This is a genomic window from Neorhizobium alkalisoli (genome assembly GCF_007829835.1).
Taxonomy (GTDB): Bacteria; Pseudomonadota; Alphaproteobacteria; order Rhizobiales; family Rhizobiaceae; genus Neorhizobium.
This window is the reverse complement of record NZ_VIWP01000002.1, coordinates 395,981-414,249: the sequence shown is the minus strand read 5'-3', so window position 1 is coordinate 414,249 and position 18,269 is coordinate 395,981. Positions and strand designations below refer to the sequence as shown.

The following is an 18,269-nucleotide window of genomic DNA, read 5'->3' as shown; positions in this document are numbered from 1 at the left end:
ATTGCAGGCAGGTGAGGAGGCCCTGAATGCCGACGATCGTGATCCTGGGCAATGTGGCGATCCGCATGTTCGCCAATGATCACAATCCCCCGCATTTTCATGTCGCCACACCGAGTCACCAGATTTCCATACTGCTTTCCGACTTTTCCATCGTGGCGGGCAGCATGGACAGGAAGAGCCTTGCGATCGCCCTCGCATGGGCAGCGGAAAACAGGGAGCACCTTGAACGTGAGTGGAAACGTCTCAATCCCGGACGATGATATCGTTCACGGCACTGAAACCCTGCCGCGTCTTGTCGATGTCGCTGCCCTGGAAGGACGGAAACTGCGTGTAACCTTCGAGAGCGGAACAACAAAAGTGGTGGATCTGGCGCCGGCCCTTGCCAGCCGTCGTTTCTACATAGCGCTACGCGACGACGACGCCCTGTTTCGGTCCTTCAAGGTCAGCGACTACGGCGATGCGATCGAATGGGGGGAGGATCTCGACTTTTCGGCCGTATGGCTCGATAAGCTTCCTTCAGTGGAATTCGGCAATGCTGATTTTCGGCAGGCTATGGACGACCTGGGCATGAGCCTGGATGGCATGGCTTCCGCGCTGGAGATTTCCCGGCGACAGGTCGCCGACTATCGGAAAAACAAGCCCATTCCCCGCCATATCGGCTTGGCGACGCGCTATCTCGTCGAGCATGAAGGACAGACAGACCGATGAACGTTGCGACCAAAATCACCCCTGTTGCCAAGGCCGGCCACAATTCTGTCGGCCATACCGTCTGTCCGCATGACTGTCCGAGCGCCTGCGCGCTCGATGTCGATCTGACCGCGGACGGGAAGATCGGCAGGGTGCGTGGCGCTTCCGACAACACCTATACGGCCGGTGTCATCTGCGCCAAGGTCGCGCGTTATACCGAGCGCCTCTACCATCCCGGCCGCCTGATGGTGCCGCAGCGCCGCAAGGGCGCGAAGGGTGCCGGCAATTGGCAGGAGGTTTCCTGGGAGGCGGCGCTCGACGAGATTGCCGATGCCTTCGTCAAGGCCGAGGCGAAGCATGGGTCCGAAGCGGTCTGGCCGTATTTTTATGCCGGCACGATGGGGCAGGTGCAGCGTGACTCGATCGAGCGTCTGCGGCATGCGAAAAAATATTCGGGCTTCATGGGCACGATCTGCACCAACATGGCCTGGACCGGTTATGTCATGGGCACCGGCGCCCTGCGCGGCCCTGATCCGCGCGAAATGGCGAAGTCGGATTGCGTCGTTATCTGGGGCACCAATGCGGTTGCCACCCAGGTCAATGTCATGACCCACGCAGTCAAGGCCCGCAAGGAACGCGGCGCAAAGATTGTCGTCATCGACATCTATGACAACCCGACGATGAAACAGGCGGACGTCAAACTCGTCCTGCGCCCCGGCACGGATGCGGCGCTGGCCTGTGCCGTCATGCATATCGCCTTCCGCGATGGTCATGCCGACCGCGCCTATATGGAAAAATATGCCGACGATGCGGCAGGCCTCGAAGCGCATCTGAAGAGCCGGACGCCGGAATGGGCCTCTGCGATCACCGGCCTTTCGATCGAGGGAATCGAGGCTTTCGCCGCTCTGGTCGGCACGACGAAAAAGACCTTCTTCCGCCTCGGTTACGGCTTTTCGCGCCAGCGCAACGGTACGGCTTCGATGCATGCGGCGCTTTCCGTCGCGACCGTGCTCGGCTCCTGGCAATATGAAGGCGGCGGCGCCTTTCACAACAATGGCGAAATTTTCAAGCTCGACAAGTCGGAGCTGATGGGCACGGCCTATATGGACCCGGACATTCGCCAGCTTGACCAGTCGCAGGTCGGCCGGGTTCTGACCGGTGATGCCGAAGCGCTGCGCCATCGCGGCCCGGTGACGGCCATGCTGATCCAGAACACCAATCCGATGAATATCGCGCCGGAACAGCGCCTCGTCCGCGAAGGCTTTTTGCGTGATGACCTGTTCGTTGCCGTCCACGAGCAGTTCATGACCGATACGGCCAAGGTCGCCGATATCGTCTTGCCGGCCACCATGTTCGTTGAGCATGACGATCTTTATCGCGCCGGTGGTCAGCAGCATATTTTGCTGGGCCCGAAGCTCGTCGAGCCGCCGGAAACCGTGCGCACCAATCTCTTCGTCATCGAGGAACTGGCAAAACGCCTCGGTGTTGATCATTTCGCCGGTTTCGGTCTGGATGAGCGCACCCATATCGACCACATTCTCGAAGCCAGTGGCTGGGGTTCCTACGAGGATCTCAAGGCCAACAAGTGGATCGATGCCCAGCCGGATTTCGAGATGGCCCATTACATAAACGGCTTCGGTTACGCGGACGGAAAATTCCGCTTCAGCCCCGACTGGGTGGGCGGCCCGTCGCCGGATCGCACGCCGGACAGCGTCGGCCCGCTCGGCCCGCATGCAGACCTGCCACGTTTTCCCGACTTCGTGCCGGTCATCGAGACTGCCGATGCCGACCATCCGTTCCGGCTCGCCACCTCGCCCTCGCGCAGCTTTCTGAATTCCAGCTTCGCAGAGACGAAAAGCTCGGTGCAGAAGGAAGGCCGGCCGGAAGTGATGATCGAGCCGAGCGATGCCGAGCGCCTCCAAATCGTCGATGGCGATATCGTCTCGATCGGCAATCGCCGCGGCGAGATCCGCCTGCATGCGAAACTCGTTCCCGGCGCAAAACCCGGCGTGCTGATCGCCGAAGGTCTCTGGCCGAACGATGCGCATCTCGACGGCGAGGGGATCAACGTCTTGACCGGCGCCGATCCAGTCGCCCCGTTTGGTGGCGCGGCGGTGCATGACAACAAGGTCTGGCTGCGCAAGGATTTTTCGCCGGATACGACCAGAGAGATGGCATGACCGATAACAGTGACCGAGTAAAAATCGTCAGCGACAAGACGCTGTCGAACGGATGGACACGACTCTCGAGCTACGAACTCGATTATACCGACCGCAAGGGCGACACTCACCGCATCCACCGCGAGATCTTCCACCGCACCCCTGCCGCCTGCATTCTCCTCCACGATGTCGAGCGCGACACCGTCGTTCTGGTGAAACAGTTCCGGCTACCCGCACATCTCGCCGGCGAAGACGATTTCATGATCGAGGTGCCGGCCGGACTTCTTGACGGAGATACGCCGGAAGAGGCGATCCGCCGCGAGGCCATGGAAGAAACCGGGTTTCGCGTCCGCGATGTGAAATTCGTCTTCAAGGCGCTGATGTCGCCCGGTGCCGTGACCGAAGTGGTGCATTTCTTCCATGCAGAGGTCGATCTTACCGACCGTGTCGAGGAAGGCGGAGGCCTGGCCGAGGAACACGAGGATATCGAAGTGCTCGAGGTCCCGCTCGATGACGCGCTGGCGATGATCGAGGATGGTCGGATCATCGACGCGAAGACGATCATGATGTTGCAATGGGCAAGACTTCAACGCGGCTGACCATGACATCGAGCGCTTTAGATCAGCAGTGCTGATCCTTTTGCGCCTGATCCGCAGAGGCGCCGAGGGCGTCAGAATGTGCCTTTGAGGCCGAACTTGATCGACATGGTCTGGAACGACGCGCCGGCAGCCCCGGCAGTATTGCTTCGCGTGCCACTCGTCCGTTCATAGCTGCTGATATCACCATCGGCTCGAAAGACGTTTTCGAATGAGCCGGCGAGGAAGATCGAAACGTTGCTGGCAACCTTATAGTCGGCGGACGCATCGATCATCATCATCGGTGCCGCATCCATGCTGCCCTTGAAGCGCGTGTTGCGCAGCCAGTGGTCGTCGACATCGTTGATGCCGAAGGTGAGGCCGCCCTTGACGCCGGCCGACAGCGTCAGCCGGTCAAAGCTCTGCGAGCCGTTGACGCCGAGAAAGGCGGACGGGATGCGCTGGCGATAGGTGATGACCGTCGCATCCTTGAACTCGCCGATATCATTGCGAAAACCGCCGCTGCTGTAGATATAGGAGCCGCCGCGGGCATCCCATTGCACATCCGTGTATTTGAAGCCGCCGCTGATGCCGAGGCTGCCCGTATCGGTGACGGCGACCTTGCGGCCGATTTCCAGCGTGCCGGCCAGATAGTGGTTGAGATCGGTCCTCGGGTGCAGCGAACGATGGCTCCAGCCATCCTTGGAATTGTCGGTCGGGTAGGGCGGTACCCAATCGTAATCGGCCATGTCGCCATTACCGCCGGCGCCGAAATCGAACTTGGCGGTGATCGTCCAGTCATCCGCGAATTCCGCGCCGATCGTGCCGCTATAGAGCATGACGTGCTTGCTCTCCCAGTCGAGCTGGCTCAGCTTGAACCCGGGTCCGTTGACATATTCGCGGGCGGTGATGTCCATCAGCCCGACGCTGCCCGACAGCCAGAATGTATTGTCGGCAGAACTTGCGATCGTGTCATCGGCGAAAGAGGGCGTGGTCGCCAGGGCGCCAAATGCGAGGGCAAGAGCAGGCAGGGTCTTTTTCAAATCAGCCATCCATAATTAAGATGGCCGCATTATTGCCATAATTCAGTTGGGCGCCAAGTGTCGACAGATGACTGAAAGGTCATTTGCCACCATTGATGCAAAATTGCCGCGATTTATTTGAAAATATTATCGAATATCAGGTTTTTTGGTTCGCGCATCAAGTAATGCACGAACTTTTCCGAACGGATCTCGAAGCAGAATTAATGGGGCTAGAATGTGTTGTTCACCAAGGTTTGTCCGGCCATCAGGCCGAAACATCCGGAGAGATAAGCTTCGCCGTTTCATTCGCCGCAAGATCGGCAAATGCCGCCTTGCCGTCTTCCATCCTGACCTTGCCTTCGGAAAGCATCCGCAGTGCCAGCGGGTAAAGCTTGTGCTCCACGGTCAGCACGCGGCTGGCCAGCGTCTCAGAAGTATCGTCTGCCATCAGCGGCACAACCGCCTGGGCGACGATCGGGCCTTCGTCCATGCCTTCGGTGACGAAATGCACGGTGCAGCCGGCAATCTTCATGCCGGCATTGATCGCACGCTGGTGCGTGTGCAGGCCGGGGAAGAGCGGCAGGAGGGAAGGGTGGATGTTGAGCATCCGGCCTTCATAGACGCGGATGAAATCACCGGAGATGATGCGCATATAACCGGCGAGACAGATGATGTCCGGGCGAATGTCTGCAAGCGCCGCGAGGATAGCCGCTTCGTGTTCGGCCTTGCCCGCAAAATCCTTGCGTTCGAAGACGAAGGTCGAGATGCCGCGGCCTTGAGCCTTGGCGAGCCCGCCGGCGGTCGGCTTGTCGGAGATCACGGCGACGATTTCGGCCGGAAAGTCCGGCGCGGCGCAGGCATCGGCAAGTGACACCATGTTGGAGCCGCCGCCGGAGATGAAGACGGCGACGCGCTTCTTGGATGTCGTGGTCACGGCGTCGCTCACAGGCCGAGCGTGCCCTTGTAGATGACGCCGGCTTCGCCCTCGGTGCGATCGACCATGCGGCCGAGTGGCAAGACGACTTCGCCTTCGGCCGTCAGTACGTCGGTCACGGCCTTCACGTTTTCAGCCGCAACGACGACGATCATGCCGACGCCGCAGTTGAAGGTGCGCAGCATTTCCTTGGCTTCGACGCCGCCGGTCTTGGCCAGCCACGAGAACACGGCCGGAACCGGGATGGAAGCGAGATCGATTTCGGCTGCCAGATGCTTCGGCAGCACGCGCGGAATGTTTTCCGGAAAACCGCCGCCGGTGATGTGGGCGAGCGCCTTCAGCGAACCCGTTTCGCGGATCGCCTTCAGGAGCGGCTTCACATAGATGCGGGTCGGCGTCAGCAGCGCTTCGCCGAGCGCCTTGCCGTCCGCGAACGGGGCAGGGGCATCCCAAGCGAGACCGGAAAGCGAAACGATCTTGCGCACCAGCGAAAAGCCGTTGGAATGAACACCGGAAGAGGTGAGGCCGAGAATGATGTCGCCGGAAGCGATATCGCCGGCCGGCAGAAGCTGGCCGCGTTCGGCCGCACCGACGGCAAAGCCGGCAAGGTCATAATCGCCATCGGAATACATGCCCGGCATTTCGGCGGTCTCGCCGCCGATCAGCGCACAGCCGGATTCAACACAGCCGGCGGCAATGCCCTTGACGATCGCCGCACCCTGGTCGGGATCGAGCTTGCCGGTGGCAAAATAGTCGAGGAAGAGCAGCGGTTCGGCACCCTGCACGACGAGATCGTTGACGCACATCGCAACGAGGTCGATGCCGACAGTGTCGTGGAAATCCGCGTCGATGGCGATCTTCAGCTTGGTGCCGACGCCGTCATTGGCGGCAACGAGGATCGGATCCTTGAAGCCGGCGGCCTTCAGGTCGAACAAGCCGCCGAAGCCGCCGATCTCGCCATCGGCGCCCGGACGGCGTGTGGAGCGCACGGCCGGCTTGATCTTTTCCACCATCAGGTTGCCCGCATCGATATCGACGCCAGCATCGCTATAGGTGAGACCGTTTTTGCCCGGCTCGCTCATCTCATTTCTCCGGTGGGGACCCAAGGGTATGTTTTAACGCCGCCAATTGCACGGGACGCCCCGATATGCAAGCGTTGAGGCGGGTTTTGAAGGCTTTTCACAGCTGCGGCCTTCCGCCCCTCCTGCAAACTTGACCTTACCCTATATGCCCCTCATATGCCTATCCGGGCCTAAGTCCAAAGCAATCAAGGAGCAGACATGCCTCATCAAATCAGTGGCGCGACACTCAAGCGCCATATCCTGTTCTGGATGGGTATACTTGTCGGCTTCATTCTTTTCGTCTGGTTCTTCTCGTCCATTCTGCTCCCCTTCGTGGCGGGCATGGCGCTGGCCTATTTCCTTGATCCGGTGGCCGACTGGCTGGAACGCCGCGGCCTGAGCCGCACCATGGCGACGGTCGTTATCCTCGTCTGTTTCGTGCTCGTCTTCGCGCTGTCGCTGATGCTGGTCATCCCGATCATCATCAACCAGTTCACACAGTTCGCAGCCGCCATGCCGGGTTATATTTCCGAGCTGCAGCAGATCCTGTCGAGCCCGCAGAGTTCCTTCCTGCCAAGCTGGGTCACCAGCCAGATCGATACGATCAAGCAGAATTTTACCGAGGTCCTGAGCCAGGGCGCCGGTTTTATCGGCACTTTGTTCGCGCAGATCTGGAATTCCGGCAAGGCGATCGTCGATGTCGTCTCGCTGCTGATCGTCACCCCCGTCGTCGCCTTTTATCTCCTGCTCGACTGGGACCGCATGGTCTCCAAGGTCGACAGCTGGATCCCGCGTGACCAGACCGTCGTCGTACGCGAGATCGCCCGCGAGATGGATGAGTCCGTCGCCGGCTTCATCCGCGGCCAGGGCTCGCTCTGCCTCATTCTCGGCATCTATTACGCCGTCGGCCTGTCGCTGGTCGGGCTTAACTTCGGCCTGCTGATCGGCTTCATCTCGGGCATGATCTCCTTCATCCCTTATATCGGCTCGACCATCGGTCTGATTCTCGCTGTCGGTGTCGCCGTCGTGCAGTTCTGGCCGGATTATCCGTGGATCATCGCAGTCGCCTGCGTCTTCTTCTCCGGCCAGTTCCTCGAAGGCAATATTCTGCAGCCGAAACTCGTCGGCCAGAGCGTCGGCCTGCACCCGGTCTGGCTGATGTTCGCGCTGTTTGCCTTTGGCGCGATGTTCGGTTTCGTCGGTCTGCTGATCGCGGTTCCGGCCGCAGCCGTTGTCGGCGTGCTTGTCCGTTTCGCCCTGTCGCGATATCTTGACAGCGACATCTATTACGGGCGGTCCATGGACCTGCCCTGGGAAGACGATCAGCAGCAGGTGGTGAGCCATGAAGCCGCCACGCTGCAGCGGATCGATGCTTCCCACAGCGAAAATCCGAAAAGCTGAAGTTCGAAAAAAAACACCGATGACCGAGACTGACGAGCGTCGCAAGACCGAGCAGCTGCCGCTGCAATTCACCCATGATGCGGCGAGGGGGCGTGACGACCTTCTCGTCTCCGAGCGCCTTGCGGCCGCCGTTTCGATCGTCGACGAATGGCCGGCATGGCCGTCGCCGGTCGTTATCCTTGCCGGCCCGGTCGGGTCTGGCAAATCGCATCTGGCGCATATCTGGCAGGAACGGGCGGCAGCCCGCGACATCCATCCGCTTGCCGGTTCCGAGGCCGCGGTCATCGCTGCTTCCGGTCCCGTCCTGTTCGAGGATGCAGATCGGCGCGGCTTCGACGAGACGGAATTGTTTCACGTCATCAACAGCGTGCGCGAAAATGGCCACAGTCTGCTGATGACATCGCGCCTGTGGCCGGCTTCCTGGTCCGTGACGCTGCCCGACCTGAAATCGCGCCTCAAGGCGGCGACCGTGGTCGAGATCGGCGAACCGGATGAGGAGCTGCTCGCCCAGGTGATCGTAAAACTGTTTTCCGACCGCCAGCTTTATATCGATGACAAGCTCGTCGCTTATATTGTTGCGCGGATGGAGCGGTCACTCGGTGCGGCGCAGGCGATCGTCGACCGGCTCGACCGGCTGGCGCTCTCGCGCGGCACGAAGATAAACCGGGTGCTGGCGGCCGAAGTCCTGAGCGATTTCGGAAATGCCGGAACCGGCGATTGACTGTGACAATTCCCTCGTCAAAGTGGGGCAGGGGCCAAGCAGAGGACATGCACTGGAATGGATGAGATGGAATCGATGACGGAAATGCAGCAGCAGCCGGAAACGGCGCCGGTGGCCGATGCCGCCGAGGACTTGCTGACGAGCCCGCATCGCTTCATCAACCGCGAATTTTCCTGGCTGCAGTTTAATCGCCGTGTTCTCGAGGAAACGCTGAACACCGCCCATCCGCTTCTGGAGCGCATTCGCTTCCTGTCGATTTCGGCCGCCAACCTCGATGAATTTTTCATGGTCCGCGTCGCCGGCCTCGAAGGTCAGGTCCGGCAGAACATCGCCATCCGCAGCCCCGATGGCAAGACGCCGGTCGAGCAGCTGGAAGAGATCCTGCAGGAGATCGACAATCTGCAGATGGAACAGCAGGCTTCGCTTGCCGTCCTCCAGCAATATCTCGCCCAGGAAGATATCCTGATCGTCCGCCCGGCAGCACTTTCGACCGAGGACAAGACCTGGCTCGCGACCGATTTCGAGGACGATCTCTTCCCGGTTCTGACGCCGCTTGCGATCGACCCGGCGCATCCTTTCCCGTTCATTCCGAACCTCGGCTTCTCCATGGGCCTGCAGCTGCACAGCCTGCATGGCAAGGAGCCGATGACCGGCCTGTTGCGCCTGCCGACGACGCTCGACCGCTTCATTCGCCTGCCGGATGATGGCGCGACGGTGCGTTACATCACGCTGGAAGACGTGGTCGGCATGTTCACCGACCGGCTTTTCCCCGGTTACGAGGTGAGGGGTGCCGGCACGTTCCGCATCATCCGCGACAGCGATATTGAAGTCGAAGAAGAGGCTGAAGACCTCGTGCGCTTCTTCGAGACGGCGCTGAAGCGCCGCCGCCGTGGTAAGGTCATCCGCATCGAGACGGATAGCGAAATGCCCGCCTCGCTGCGCCAGTTCGTGGTTCAGGAACTCGGCGTGCCGGACAATCGCGTCGCGGTTCTGCCGGGCCTTCTGGCCCTCAACACACTGTCTGAAATCGCCAAGGCGCCGCGCGACGATCTGCGCTTCGAAAGCTACAATGCGCGATTTCCCGAGCGCGTCCGTGAACACGCCGGAGACTGCCTCGCCGCCATTCGCGAAAAGGACATGGTGGTCCACCATCCGTACGAAAGCTTCGACGTGGTGGTGCAGTTCCTGCTTCAGGCGGCGCGCGATCCGGACGTGCTTGCGATCAAGCAAACCCTCTACAGAACCTCCAACGACAGCCCGATCGTCCGGGCGCTGATCGATGCGGCCGAAATGGGCAAGTCGGTGACGGCGCTGGTCGAGCTCAAGGCGCGTTTCGATGAGGAGGCCAATATCCGCTGGGCGCGCGACCTTGAACGCGCCGGCGTGCAGGTCGTGTTCGGCTTCATCGAACTCAAGACCCACGCGAAAATGTCGATGGTCGTGCGCCGTGAAGACGGCAAGCTCAGGACCTATTGCCATCTCGGCACCGGCAATTATCACCCGGTCACGGCGAAGATTTACACCGACCTGTCCTTCTTCACCTGCAATCCGAAGATCGCCCATGACATGGCGAATATCTTCAACTTCATCACCGGTTACGGCGAGCCGACCGAAAGCATGAAGCTGGCCGTCTCGCCCTATACGCTGCGGCCGCGTATCCTGCGCCATATCGAGGAAGAGATCTGCCACGCCAAGGCCGGCAAGCCGGCGGCGATCTGGATGAAGATGAATTCGCTGGTCGATCCGGAAATCATCGATGCGCTTTACCGCGCCAGCCGGGCAGGGGTGGAGGTCGATCTGGTCGTGCGCGGCATCTGCTGCCTGCGCCCGCAGGTGGCCGGCCTGTCCGAAAATATCCGCGTCAAATCCATCGTCGGGCGCTTCCTCGAACACAGCCGCATCTTCTGCTTCGGCAATGGTTATGGCCTGCCGTCCGACAAGGCGTTGGTCTATATCGGCTCGGCCGACATGATGCCGCGCAACCTCGATCGTCGTGTGGAAACGCTGGTGCCGCTGTTGAACCCGACTGTGCATGAGCAGGTTCTATCCCAGATTATGCTGGGCAATCTCATTGACAACCAGCAGAGCTACGAGATATTGCCCGACGGTACGTCGAGGCGCATGGAGGTGCGCAAGGGCGAGGAACCGTTCAACGCGCAGCAGTATTTCATGACCAATCCCAGCCTTTCCGGTCGTGGTGAGGCCCTGAAATCGAGCGCACCGAAACTGATCGCCGGCGTGATGTCGGGACGTAAGAAGTAGCCCGTTAATAAAAGCCCAATTCAAGAAATAGGCAGTATGGTACGATCTGAAGCCCAGGGGCGCCTTCCCGGCATTGCCCCCGTTTCCGTCATCGATATCGGCTCGAATTCGGTTCGCGTGGTTATCTACGAAGGCCTTTCGCGTGCGCCGACCATTCTCTTCAACGAGAAGGTCCTGTGCGGGCTCGGAAAGGGACTGGGTGCGAACGGCCGCATGGACGACGAAGGTGTCGCCCGTGCACTCGGCGCGCTGAAGCGTTTTCACGCGCTCTCCGTCCAGGCCCGCGCCACGCATGTCTACGTGCTGGCGACAGCTGCCGCCCGCGAAGCCTCCAATGGTCCCGATTTCATCCGCGCTGCCGAAGAAATTCTGGGCCAGCCGGTTCAGGTCCTTTCCGGTGAGGAAGAGGCCAAATATTCTGCGCTCGGCGTTATCAGCGGCTTCCACGATGTGGATGGCGTTGCCGGTGATCTCGGCGGCGGATCGCTGGAACTGATCGACATCAAGGGACATGACTTCGGCAAGGGCATCACGCTGCCGCTCGGCGGCCTGCGCCTGTCGGAATCCTCCGGCAATTCGCTTTCCAAGGCACGCACCTTTGCTCGCAAGCAGGTGAAGACGGCGCGTTTTCTGGAAAAGGGCGAAGGCCGCACCTTTTACGCCGTCGGCGGCACATGGCGAAACATCGCCAAGCTGCATATGGAAATCACCAAGTACCCGCTGCACATGATGCAGGGTTACGAATTGCCGCTCGCCGAAATGCAGCGCTTCCTTGAAGAGGTGATCGCCGCCAAGGATTCGAAGGATCCCGCCTGGCAGGCCGTTTCCAAGAGCCGCCGCTCACTTCTCCCCTATGGCGCAATCGCCATGCAGGAAGTGCTGAGCGTCATGAAGCCCGCTTCGGTCACCTTCTCCGCCCAAGGCGTGCGCGAAGGTTACCTCTATTCGCTGATGCCGGACGATGAGCGTGAAGCCGATCCGCTTCTCGTCGCCGCCGACCAGCTGGCAATTCTGCGCGCCCGGTCACCGGAGCACGCCCGCGAGCTTGCCGACTGGACCGGCCGCATGGTGCCGTTCTTCGGCATTACCGAGACGGAAGAGGAAGGCCGCTACCGTCAGGCTGCCTGCCTTCTCGCCGATATCAGCTGGCGCGCCCATCCCGATTATCGCGGCGCCCAGGCACTGAATGTCATTGCCCATTCGTCCTTCGTCGGCATCACCCATGCCGGCCGCGCCTATCTGGCGCTCGCCAATTATTATCGCTTCGAAGGTCTGAATGATGACGGCGCGACCGGGCCACTTGCCACGATCGGCACGCCGCGCCTGCTCGATCTGGCAAAGCTACTCGGCGGCCTGCTGCGGGTGGTCTATCTGTTCTCGGCCTCCATGCCCGGCATCGTCAACCATCTGACCTTCCGGCATTCGGCATCCCCGGATCTCGACCTCGAATTCGTCGTGCCGCACGCCTATGCCAGTTTCGCCGGCGAACGGCTGGACGGCCGGCTGCAGCAGCTTGCGAAGCTGACCGGCAAGCGGCTCGCTTTCGTTTTCGAATAGTCCCATATCGGTTGTGAGGGCCGTCCTGCCGCGATGAATTCAGTCGGGCAAGGCGGTCTGCATCCTTTCCGCGCGTCTGAGACGTGTTCGCATATGCTGCCTCGGGCAGTTTTTTGCAACTTCGTAAAATCTAAAGTTGTACTTCTTTTGTTCTTCATCTAGGATGAAAATCCTAGGTTGCTTTTGGGTGTTTGGGTTTTATTCCTCTCAACCGTAGCCGCCGTTACCGACTATTGTTGAAACAGGATAGGTCGCGATGCCCGACTACGGCCTTCGCGTGCATTTCGTATGCGCCGCCGAGCAACGGGCCGAGGAATTCATGGCCAATATGGCGGTGCTCGAAGGGTGCCGCGGTGAGATTTCGGCATCGGGCAAGCTGGGGCTCAGCGGCGATGAAAAGGATCTGGTCATCCTTGCCGACATGGTCGAGATCGACACCGGCAAACGGGCTTCACCGCAACTTCTCGCCCAGTGCCGGCATAGCGGCATCCCTGTTCTGGCTGTCGTGAACAGCGGACACAAGGAACGGGCGGCGCTTTTTGCGGCCGGTTTCAGCGATATTGTCTATTATCCTTTTCTTGCCATGGAGCTGGCGACACGCCTCGGTACCGTTGCCGCTTTCCGTGTCCTTCGCTGGCCGCTTCCAGAAGCATCGTTCGCGGAGGCGATAGACGCCGGCAGCTCGCACCGCGCCACAGCAAAGGAGCGCAAGCTGGTCAACGACACATGCGCCTTCCTGGTCAAGGATATCGTGGCCGAGTTTTCCCTGCATGCTCTGGCCCGGCATATGGGTTCAAATCACAACTCGCTGACGCGCGCCTTCAGGAATGTCCTGGGCATAGGTCCATACGCCTGGTTGCGGGAGCGGAGGCTCGATGAGGCCGCAAGGCTGCTACGAACCTCGACGCTTTCCATCGGTGAGATCGGCTTTGCAGTCGGTTACGGCGAGCCGGCAAATTTCGCCACGGCTTTCCGGCAGAGCAGGGGGCTCTCTCCAAGCGCGTATCGCCGGATGATGATGCGATCACAAGCATGAGTGATTGCGCCAAAAGAAAATAACCAATGGTTGCGTAGATTGGTGTGGCAACTCTGGGATGCGAACAGGCTTCGCATTCTCCGGGAAGCAGAAGAACTGCCGGGCATCGGGCCGGTTCCAAAACGAAAGTCCGTGTCCGGACCAATATCTTTCACATCAACCAGGAGAGGGCTTTGCCATGGCAAAGGGCGCCTATTATTTCGAGTGCATGTCGAAAAACATCCACAAGGGTGACGTGCATAATATCATCAAAAAGGCCGGGGAAAATCAGAGTAATCCGGAGGTATATGATCCCAATCTTTACATATATGAAGAGGCCTCAACCAAGCGGGTGATCGCCAAGGGACCTGGCGATATGGCGATCAACCCCCTGGAATTTGCAGGCTCCCAGCTCGGTTTCAAGGGACTGAGCGTCATGTGGGTCGCGGGAAAAGTCGCTGCGGCAACATCATCCGATGGTCCGGCGGACCGGTCTTTCGGACCGCTGGAACCGACAATGGGCAATCTTCTCGGCGCCACGAGTTATGGCGTCGCTATTCAGATGACGGATGCGACAGTTACCGCTCTCTCCAACGGCAATTACCTGCTCTACGGTTTCAAAGGTGTTCAGGCGAATATGGGGGGAGGCAGGCCGCTCGTCTGGTTCAAGTCAGCCGATTACGGAACGGAGACGGATGTCAGCTGGGAAATCCAGTACCAGGCCTATACATCCCGATCTGAGATCATCCCCAACGGGCAGATCAAGGGTTTGACCCCGTACAACATCAACCTCGGCCAGAAGCTCAAGGTTCAGACACCGCAGGGTTCCGGCAATGTCGTTGAGGGTGATCCGGGCAATATCTCTATTCTCAATCTCACCACGGATCAGATGACCTGCGGTATTTCCGAAGTCGTCGAAGGCACTGCCCAGCCGCTGTGCGCGTTCCCCCTTTATGGCAACGGCCTGGATGCCATGGTTCCTATTCAGAAGGTGCTTCTCACCTTTTCGACCAAGGTGGTGAACACCGGAACCGTGATCGAGCAGGCCTACAGCCAGAGCATCCTGATCGACCTCACGAGCAGCACCCACAGGGCGGTGTCATTCGACATCAACAAGGGATGGTCGTGGGGAGGATATAGCTGGGCTCAGAAGGTCGAGGCGGACTCGAATGTCGTACCGCTGCTGATCGACGCAGCCTGATCAGAACCTCCGGGAATGAACAGGACAAACGGTCGTGCGCTGCGCTGCCGTTTGTCTTCGCGACAGCGCACAGGTCTTTCCGAAGGCGCGGAGATTGTCATATGGCGACCAAAGCCACCTATATCGTCGATATCGCCCTCTCTTCGGCCACGGTCGATGCACTCTTGAAGGGAGGGTATTCCCTCAGCCTGCTTTTTGCGACGGCAATGGCCAACGCAGCGGCGCGTCCGACGGTTGCCTTTTCAACTCGAGACATCATGCCACGGATGGCATTGGAATGGTCGCTGTCGGTTGGGGCTTACACATCCTCTAGCCCCATTCGTGCTGGTCGAGTGATCGCGCCTGGATTTGAAACGGTCGTTGAACCAGGAGAGACTTTCTTGGTTCATGCGGGTGGTGGAGGAGAGGTCAAATCCGAAGGCGTGTTGTCCGCAATCACCATGATAAACGAGACCGGACACCAGTTTACCTCCGGTCTGTCGCGTATGGTCCTGGGCTCCGACGTTCCGGCGCCAATCTATGCGGTTCCTCTTTACGGTCATCAGATCAATGTCGCGACGCCCTTACCTCGCTGTCTTCTGCTCTTCACGACCCAGCCAGCGAACCCGGGAACGGCATTGGAAAAGTATACGCCATCTGCGGGGCATGGTGGCTCCTGCAGTCAGGCATTGCTTGTCTCCGTGGATCGGGAGCAGCAGCGTTCTCTGTCATTCGACATGAACACAGGTTGGGAATGGGGCGGAAATTCGTGGGGTACGATTGTCCCTGGCGATGCCGATCTCGTCTCGCTGCTCATAAAGCAGGGGCATGCCTCGTGAAGCAGGCTCTAGTTCCTGGCGTGTCGATACGCGAGCTTGAGGACGCCATCTTTCCTGTGGGCAGGCGCCGGTATTTAGCCGGGCGTAATGTAAACGTTATCTCGCTGACTTATGGCGATGGCGCGTGCCTGGCCGGCGGAGTTTCTCCGCGGGCGGCGCCCGATCAGAATATTGCCAACGCCTGAGGCCTGGAGGTCTTGAACATGAAGAACAAACTGGTGGCTGCAGCCGCCTTTGCCGCATCCCTTTACGCCCTTGCCGGTAACGCCCATGCTGCCGATTGCGGCACGGTGACGATTGCCGAGATGAACTGGGCCTCTGCCGGCGTCGCGGCCAATGTCGACAAGATCATCCTCCAGGAAGGGTATGGCTGCTCGGTCGAGCTCGTCACCGGCGATACGCTGCCGACCTTTACCTCCATGAACGAAAAGGGCCAGCCGGATATCGCGCCGGAACTCTGGATCAATGCCGTGCGCACGCCGCTCGACAAGGCCGTTGGCGAAGGTCGGCTGGTGATTGCCGCCGATATCCTGTCGGAAGGCGGCGTCGATGGCTGGTGGATCCCGAAATTCCTGGCCGACGCCCACCCGGATATCAAGACCGTGCAGCAGGCGCTGGAGCATCCCGAGCTCTTTCCGGCGCCGGACGACAAGTCCAAGGCCGCCATCTACAATTGCCCGCCCGGCTGGCAGTGCCAGTCCTCGCTCGGCAATCTTTATCGCGCGCTCGGCGCAGAGAAGAAGGGATTTGAACTGGTCGAGACCGGTTCCGGTGCCGCACTCGACGGCACGATCACCCGCGCCTTCGAGAACAAGACCGGCTGGCTCGGTTATTACTGGTCGCCGACCGCGATCCTCGGCAAGTATCAGATGGTCAAGCTCTCCTTCGGCGTGCCGCATGACAAGACCGAATGGGATGCCTGCACGTCTGTGACGGATTGCGCCAACCCGAAGGTCAATTCCTATCCGGTCTCGGCCGTCTACAGCGTCGTGACAAAGCAGTTCGCCGAAAAGGCGGGTATTGCCATGGATTACCTGAAGAAGCGCAAATGGACCAATGACACGGTCAACAGCATCCTTGCCTGGCAGGTCGACAACCAGGGCACCAATGACGATGCGGCCCGTTATTTCATGAAGAACCGGCCGGAAGTCTGGACGCAGTGGGTCAGCCCGGAAGTCGCGGAAAAGGTCAAAGCTGCGCTTTGAGCCCGCGGTTTTCACCGCTCGAAACCGATAATGCAGGCGATGAAGCCTGACGAATGTGCCGCCCCGGCCTGCCAGGGCGGCATTCTTTTCGCTTACGCCGTGGTTTCACTGGTCGTCAGAAAATCCTCCGCCCGTGCCGGATCGAACGCCCGAATGAAGGCGTCGAACAGCTTGCGCATGGCAACGTGTTTGTAAGGAAACACCGTCGGGCTATCCATGTTGTGGACGACCATGGCGACATCCACCTCGAAAACCAGCAGCCGCCCGTCCGGCAGTTCGGCGCAATCGATGCCGAAATAATCGAGCCCGATATGGCGGTAGAGGGCCGAAAACGCATCCGCATGCCGGACCGCATAATCTTGGTCAAAGGTCTCCATCCAGATGCGTTCGACATCCCGTTTCGCGGCGTCGGTCATCATGCCGGAACTGAGATAATGAACGATCCAGTGATCTGAGAGAGCCATATGACTGGCGAATGGCCGGCCCTTGATGAACACGACGCGCTGCTTGTTATAAAGTCCGTCGCTGCCACGAAAATCGATGAAAGGCGCGGCATAAAGCTGCTCAGCCGTTTGGCTCGCCAGCATGGCAATCAATTCGCCGGGATCGGCAATCTTCTGCATGCCTTCGCCGGCATGGGTGCTGACCGGTCGCAGAACGAGCGGGAAGGAAAGCTCTGGCGCGACGTCGGCAAGCGCCTTTTCCCCGCAGGCAATGTCCATCAGCACATCCCGCGACAGGCGAAAGGTCGCGGGGGACAGGATGGAGGGTTCGTTTGCCAGCATGGCGCTGACGCCGTCTCGGGTCAGGCCCGCAACGAGCGCGGGACGGTTATTGATGATTGTGCCGGTATAGAGGGACAGCAGATCCACCATATGGCGCAGAACCGGCAGGTTATCTGTCGATTCGGCAATCGCCATGAAGGCGACGTCATGGTCCGGCAGGTTGTCCAGCGTTTGTGTCTGCGCATCGACATAGTGGAGATGAAGCACGCAGTCGCTACCGACCAGAAGAAAATCCAGCGGCGTGTTGGCCATGAAATCGCCCGCCGTCACGAAGGCCAGCAGCTTCAGGCCCGTGCCTTCACCATGCACGCTGCAGAAATTCCGCCGCAGTGAAAGAGCCGTGTCGAGCGTTTGGCGTGCTTCGCGGGTTCGCCCGAGGCTCTGCAATATGGTGGCGATGTCGAAGATTGCAGCGGCGTCGAACGGGTTGGCTTGGACACGTTGCATCAGCATGTTCCAGAGCGGTGAAAAATCAGCCCTGTCGAAGGCCATCTGCACGATCGCATGTATGCCGATGATACCGCCGCCGAAGTCACGCCTAAGCTCCGGATCCTCTCGTGTCACAGGAGGTCCGCTATCGTGGCCGGTCGTAACAGCCACCGACATTATCGGTCACCCGCAAGGCGGTCTTGCGTCCCCTCTGCTGATGCCCGCAGGACTGAAAAAAGGTCTTTGGAAATTGAGAAAATATAGAACATGCGTCGCCCCGATTGGTGTCGCGACTCAGGCTTTGAAGCGTGTCGCGCCAGACCGTGGCCTGTTCCCGATGAGCGGGAGTTCGCATGATCGTTAAATCTATTTCATGAAGGCGCTCGGAGGACCGCAAAATCCGGCCGGAAATGCAAAGAGCGCCCAGCTTGCGCCGG

At 59.8% G+C, this 18,269-nt stretch carries 16 protein-coding genes; 12 read left to right on the top strand and 4 right to left on the bottom strand.

Annotated features, from left to right (window positions below; genetic code table 11):
• Positions 1-26 precede the first annotated feature (26 nt).
• From FHW37_RS07770 to FHW37_RS07755, 4 genes are read left to right on the top strand one after another with little or no spacing between them, the layout of a single operon-like run.
• Complete coding sequence (locus FHW37_RS07770) at positions 27-260, top strand: DUF4160 domain-containing protein (RefSeq protein WP_210249280.1); 234 nt, start codon at positions 27-29, stop codon at positions 258-260.
• Positions 229-708 carry a DUF2442 domain-containing protein gene (locus FHW37_RS34640; protein ID WP_186458183.1) on the top strand — a complete coding sequence of 160 codons (480 nt, stop codon included), beginning with the start codon at positions 229-231 and terminating at the stop codon, positions 706-708. Before FHW37_RS07770 ends, FHW37_RS34640 begins: the two co-directional genes overlap by 32 nt.
• Positions 705-2,867, top strand: a complete 2,163-nt coding sequence (locus tag FHW37_RS07760; protein WP_145634647.1) for a molybdopterin-containing oxidoreductase family protein — start codon at positions 705-707, stop codon at positions 2,865-2,867. Before FHW37_RS34640 ends, FHW37_RS07760 begins: the two co-directional genes overlap by 4 nt.
• Positions 2,864-3,445 (top strand): NUDIX domain-containing protein, encoded by a 582-nt coding sequence (locus FHW37_RS07755; RefSeq protein WP_145634645.1) that lies wholly within the window; start codon positions 2,864-2,866, stop codon positions 3,443-3,445. Before FHW37_RS07760 ends, FHW37_RS07755 begins: the two co-directional genes overlap by 4 nt.
• A gap of 71 nt (positions 3,446-3,516) precedes the next feature.
• Here the strand turns inward: FHW37_RS07755 and FHW37_RS07750 are convergent, their stop codons facing one another.
• The 3 genes from FHW37_RS07750 to purM all read right to left on the bottom strand — a co-directional run bounded on the left by FHW37_RS07750 (position 3,517) and on the right by purM (position 6,459).
• The gene (locus tag FHW37_RS07750; protein ID WP_186458182.1) at positions 3,517-4,464 is read right to left on the bottom strand and encodes an omptin family outer membrane protease; all 948 of its coding nucleotides are present in this window, start codon (positions 4,462-4,464) and stop codon (positions 3,517-3,519) included.
• A 244-nt stretch (positions 4,465-4,708) separates the two neighbouring features.
• Entirely contained in the window at positions 4,709-5,377 is a 669-nt protein-coding gene (purN, locus tag FHW37_RS07745; protein WP_281407240.1) for a phosphoribosylglycinamide formyltransferase, read from the bottom strand.
• Between the two features lie 8 nt (positions 5,378-5,385).
• Positions 5,386-6,459 carry a phosphoribosylformylglycinamidine cyclo-ligase gene (gene purM, locus FHW37_RS07740; RefSeq protein WP_145634639.1) on the bottom strand — a complete coding sequence of 358 codons (1,074 nt, stop codon included), beginning with the start codon at positions 6,457-6,459 and terminating at the stop codon, positions 5,386-5,388.
• A gap of 198 nt (positions 6,460-6,657) precedes the next feature.
• Between purM and FHW37_RS07735 the strand changes: the two genes are divergently transcribed.
• The 8 genes from FHW37_RS07735 (at position 6,658) to FHW37_RS07700 (ending at position 16,618) form a co-directional block, all read left to right on the top strand.
• Entirely contained in the window at positions 6,658-7,839 is a 1,182-nt protein-coding gene (locus FHW37_RS07735) for an AI-2E family transporter (protein WP_145634637.1), read from the top strand.
• A gap of 19 nt (positions 7,840-7,858) precedes the next feature.
• The gene (gene hdaA, locus FHW37_RS07730) at positions 7,859-8,560 is read left to right on the top strand and encodes a DnaA regulatory inactivator HdaA (protein ID WP_145634634.1); all 702 of its coding nucleotides are present in this window, start codon (positions 7,859-7,861) and stop codon (positions 8,558-8,560) included.
• Between the two features lie 75 nt (positions 8,561-8,635).
• Positions 8,636-10,822: an RNA degradosome polyphosphate kinase gene (locus FHW37_RS07725; protein ID WP_186458214.1), complete on the top strand. Its 2,187-nt coding sequence runs from the start codon at positions 8,636-8,638 to the stop codon at positions 10,820-10,822.
• Positions 10,823-10,858: 36 nt separating this feature from the next.
• Positions 10,859-12,379 (top strand): exopolyphosphatase, encoded by a 1,521-nt coding sequence (gene ppx, locus FHW37_RS07720; RefSeq protein WP_145634632.1) that lies wholly within the window; start codon positions 10,859-10,861, stop codon positions 12,377-12,379.
• A 256-nt stretch (positions 12,380-12,635) separates the two neighbouring features.
• Positions 12,636-13,415 (top strand): helix-turn-helix transcriptional regulator, encoded by a 780-nt coding sequence (locus FHW37_RS07715; protein WP_145634630.1) that lies wholly within the window; start codon positions 12,636-12,638, stop codon positions 13,413-13,415.
• A 4-nt stretch (positions 13,416-13,419) separates the two neighbouring features.
• Complete coding sequence (locus tag FHW37_RS33920) at positions 13,420-14,595, top strand: hypothetical protein (protein ID WP_210249279.1); 1,176 nt, start codon at positions 13,420-13,422, stop codon at positions 14,593-14,595.
• A 101-nt stretch (positions 14,596-14,696) separates the two neighbouring features.
• The gene (locus FHW37_RS07705; protein ID WP_145634628.1) at positions 14,697-15,413 is read left to right on the top strand and encodes a hypothetical protein; all 717 of its coding nucleotides are present in this window, start codon (positions 14,697-14,699) and stop codon (positions 15,411-15,413) included.
• Positions 15,414-15,616: 203 nt separating this feature from the next.
• Positions 15,617-16,618: an ABC transporter substrate-binding protein gene (locus FHW37_RS07700; protein WP_145634625.1), complete on the top strand. Its 1,002-nt coding sequence runs from the start codon at positions 15,617-15,619 to the stop codon at positions 16,616-16,618.
• A 92-nt stretch (positions 16,619-16,710) separates the two neighbouring features.
• On the opposite strand, the gene FHW37_RS07695 is transcribed toward FHW37_RS07700, so the two are convergent.
• Positions 16,711-18,009, bottom strand: coding sequence for an ATP-grasp domain-containing protein (locus tag FHW37_RS07695; RefSeq protein WP_210249278.1), 1,299 nt, complete (start codon positions 18,007-18,009; stop codon positions 16,711-16,713).
• Positions 18,010-18,269 lie beyond the last annotated feature (260 nt).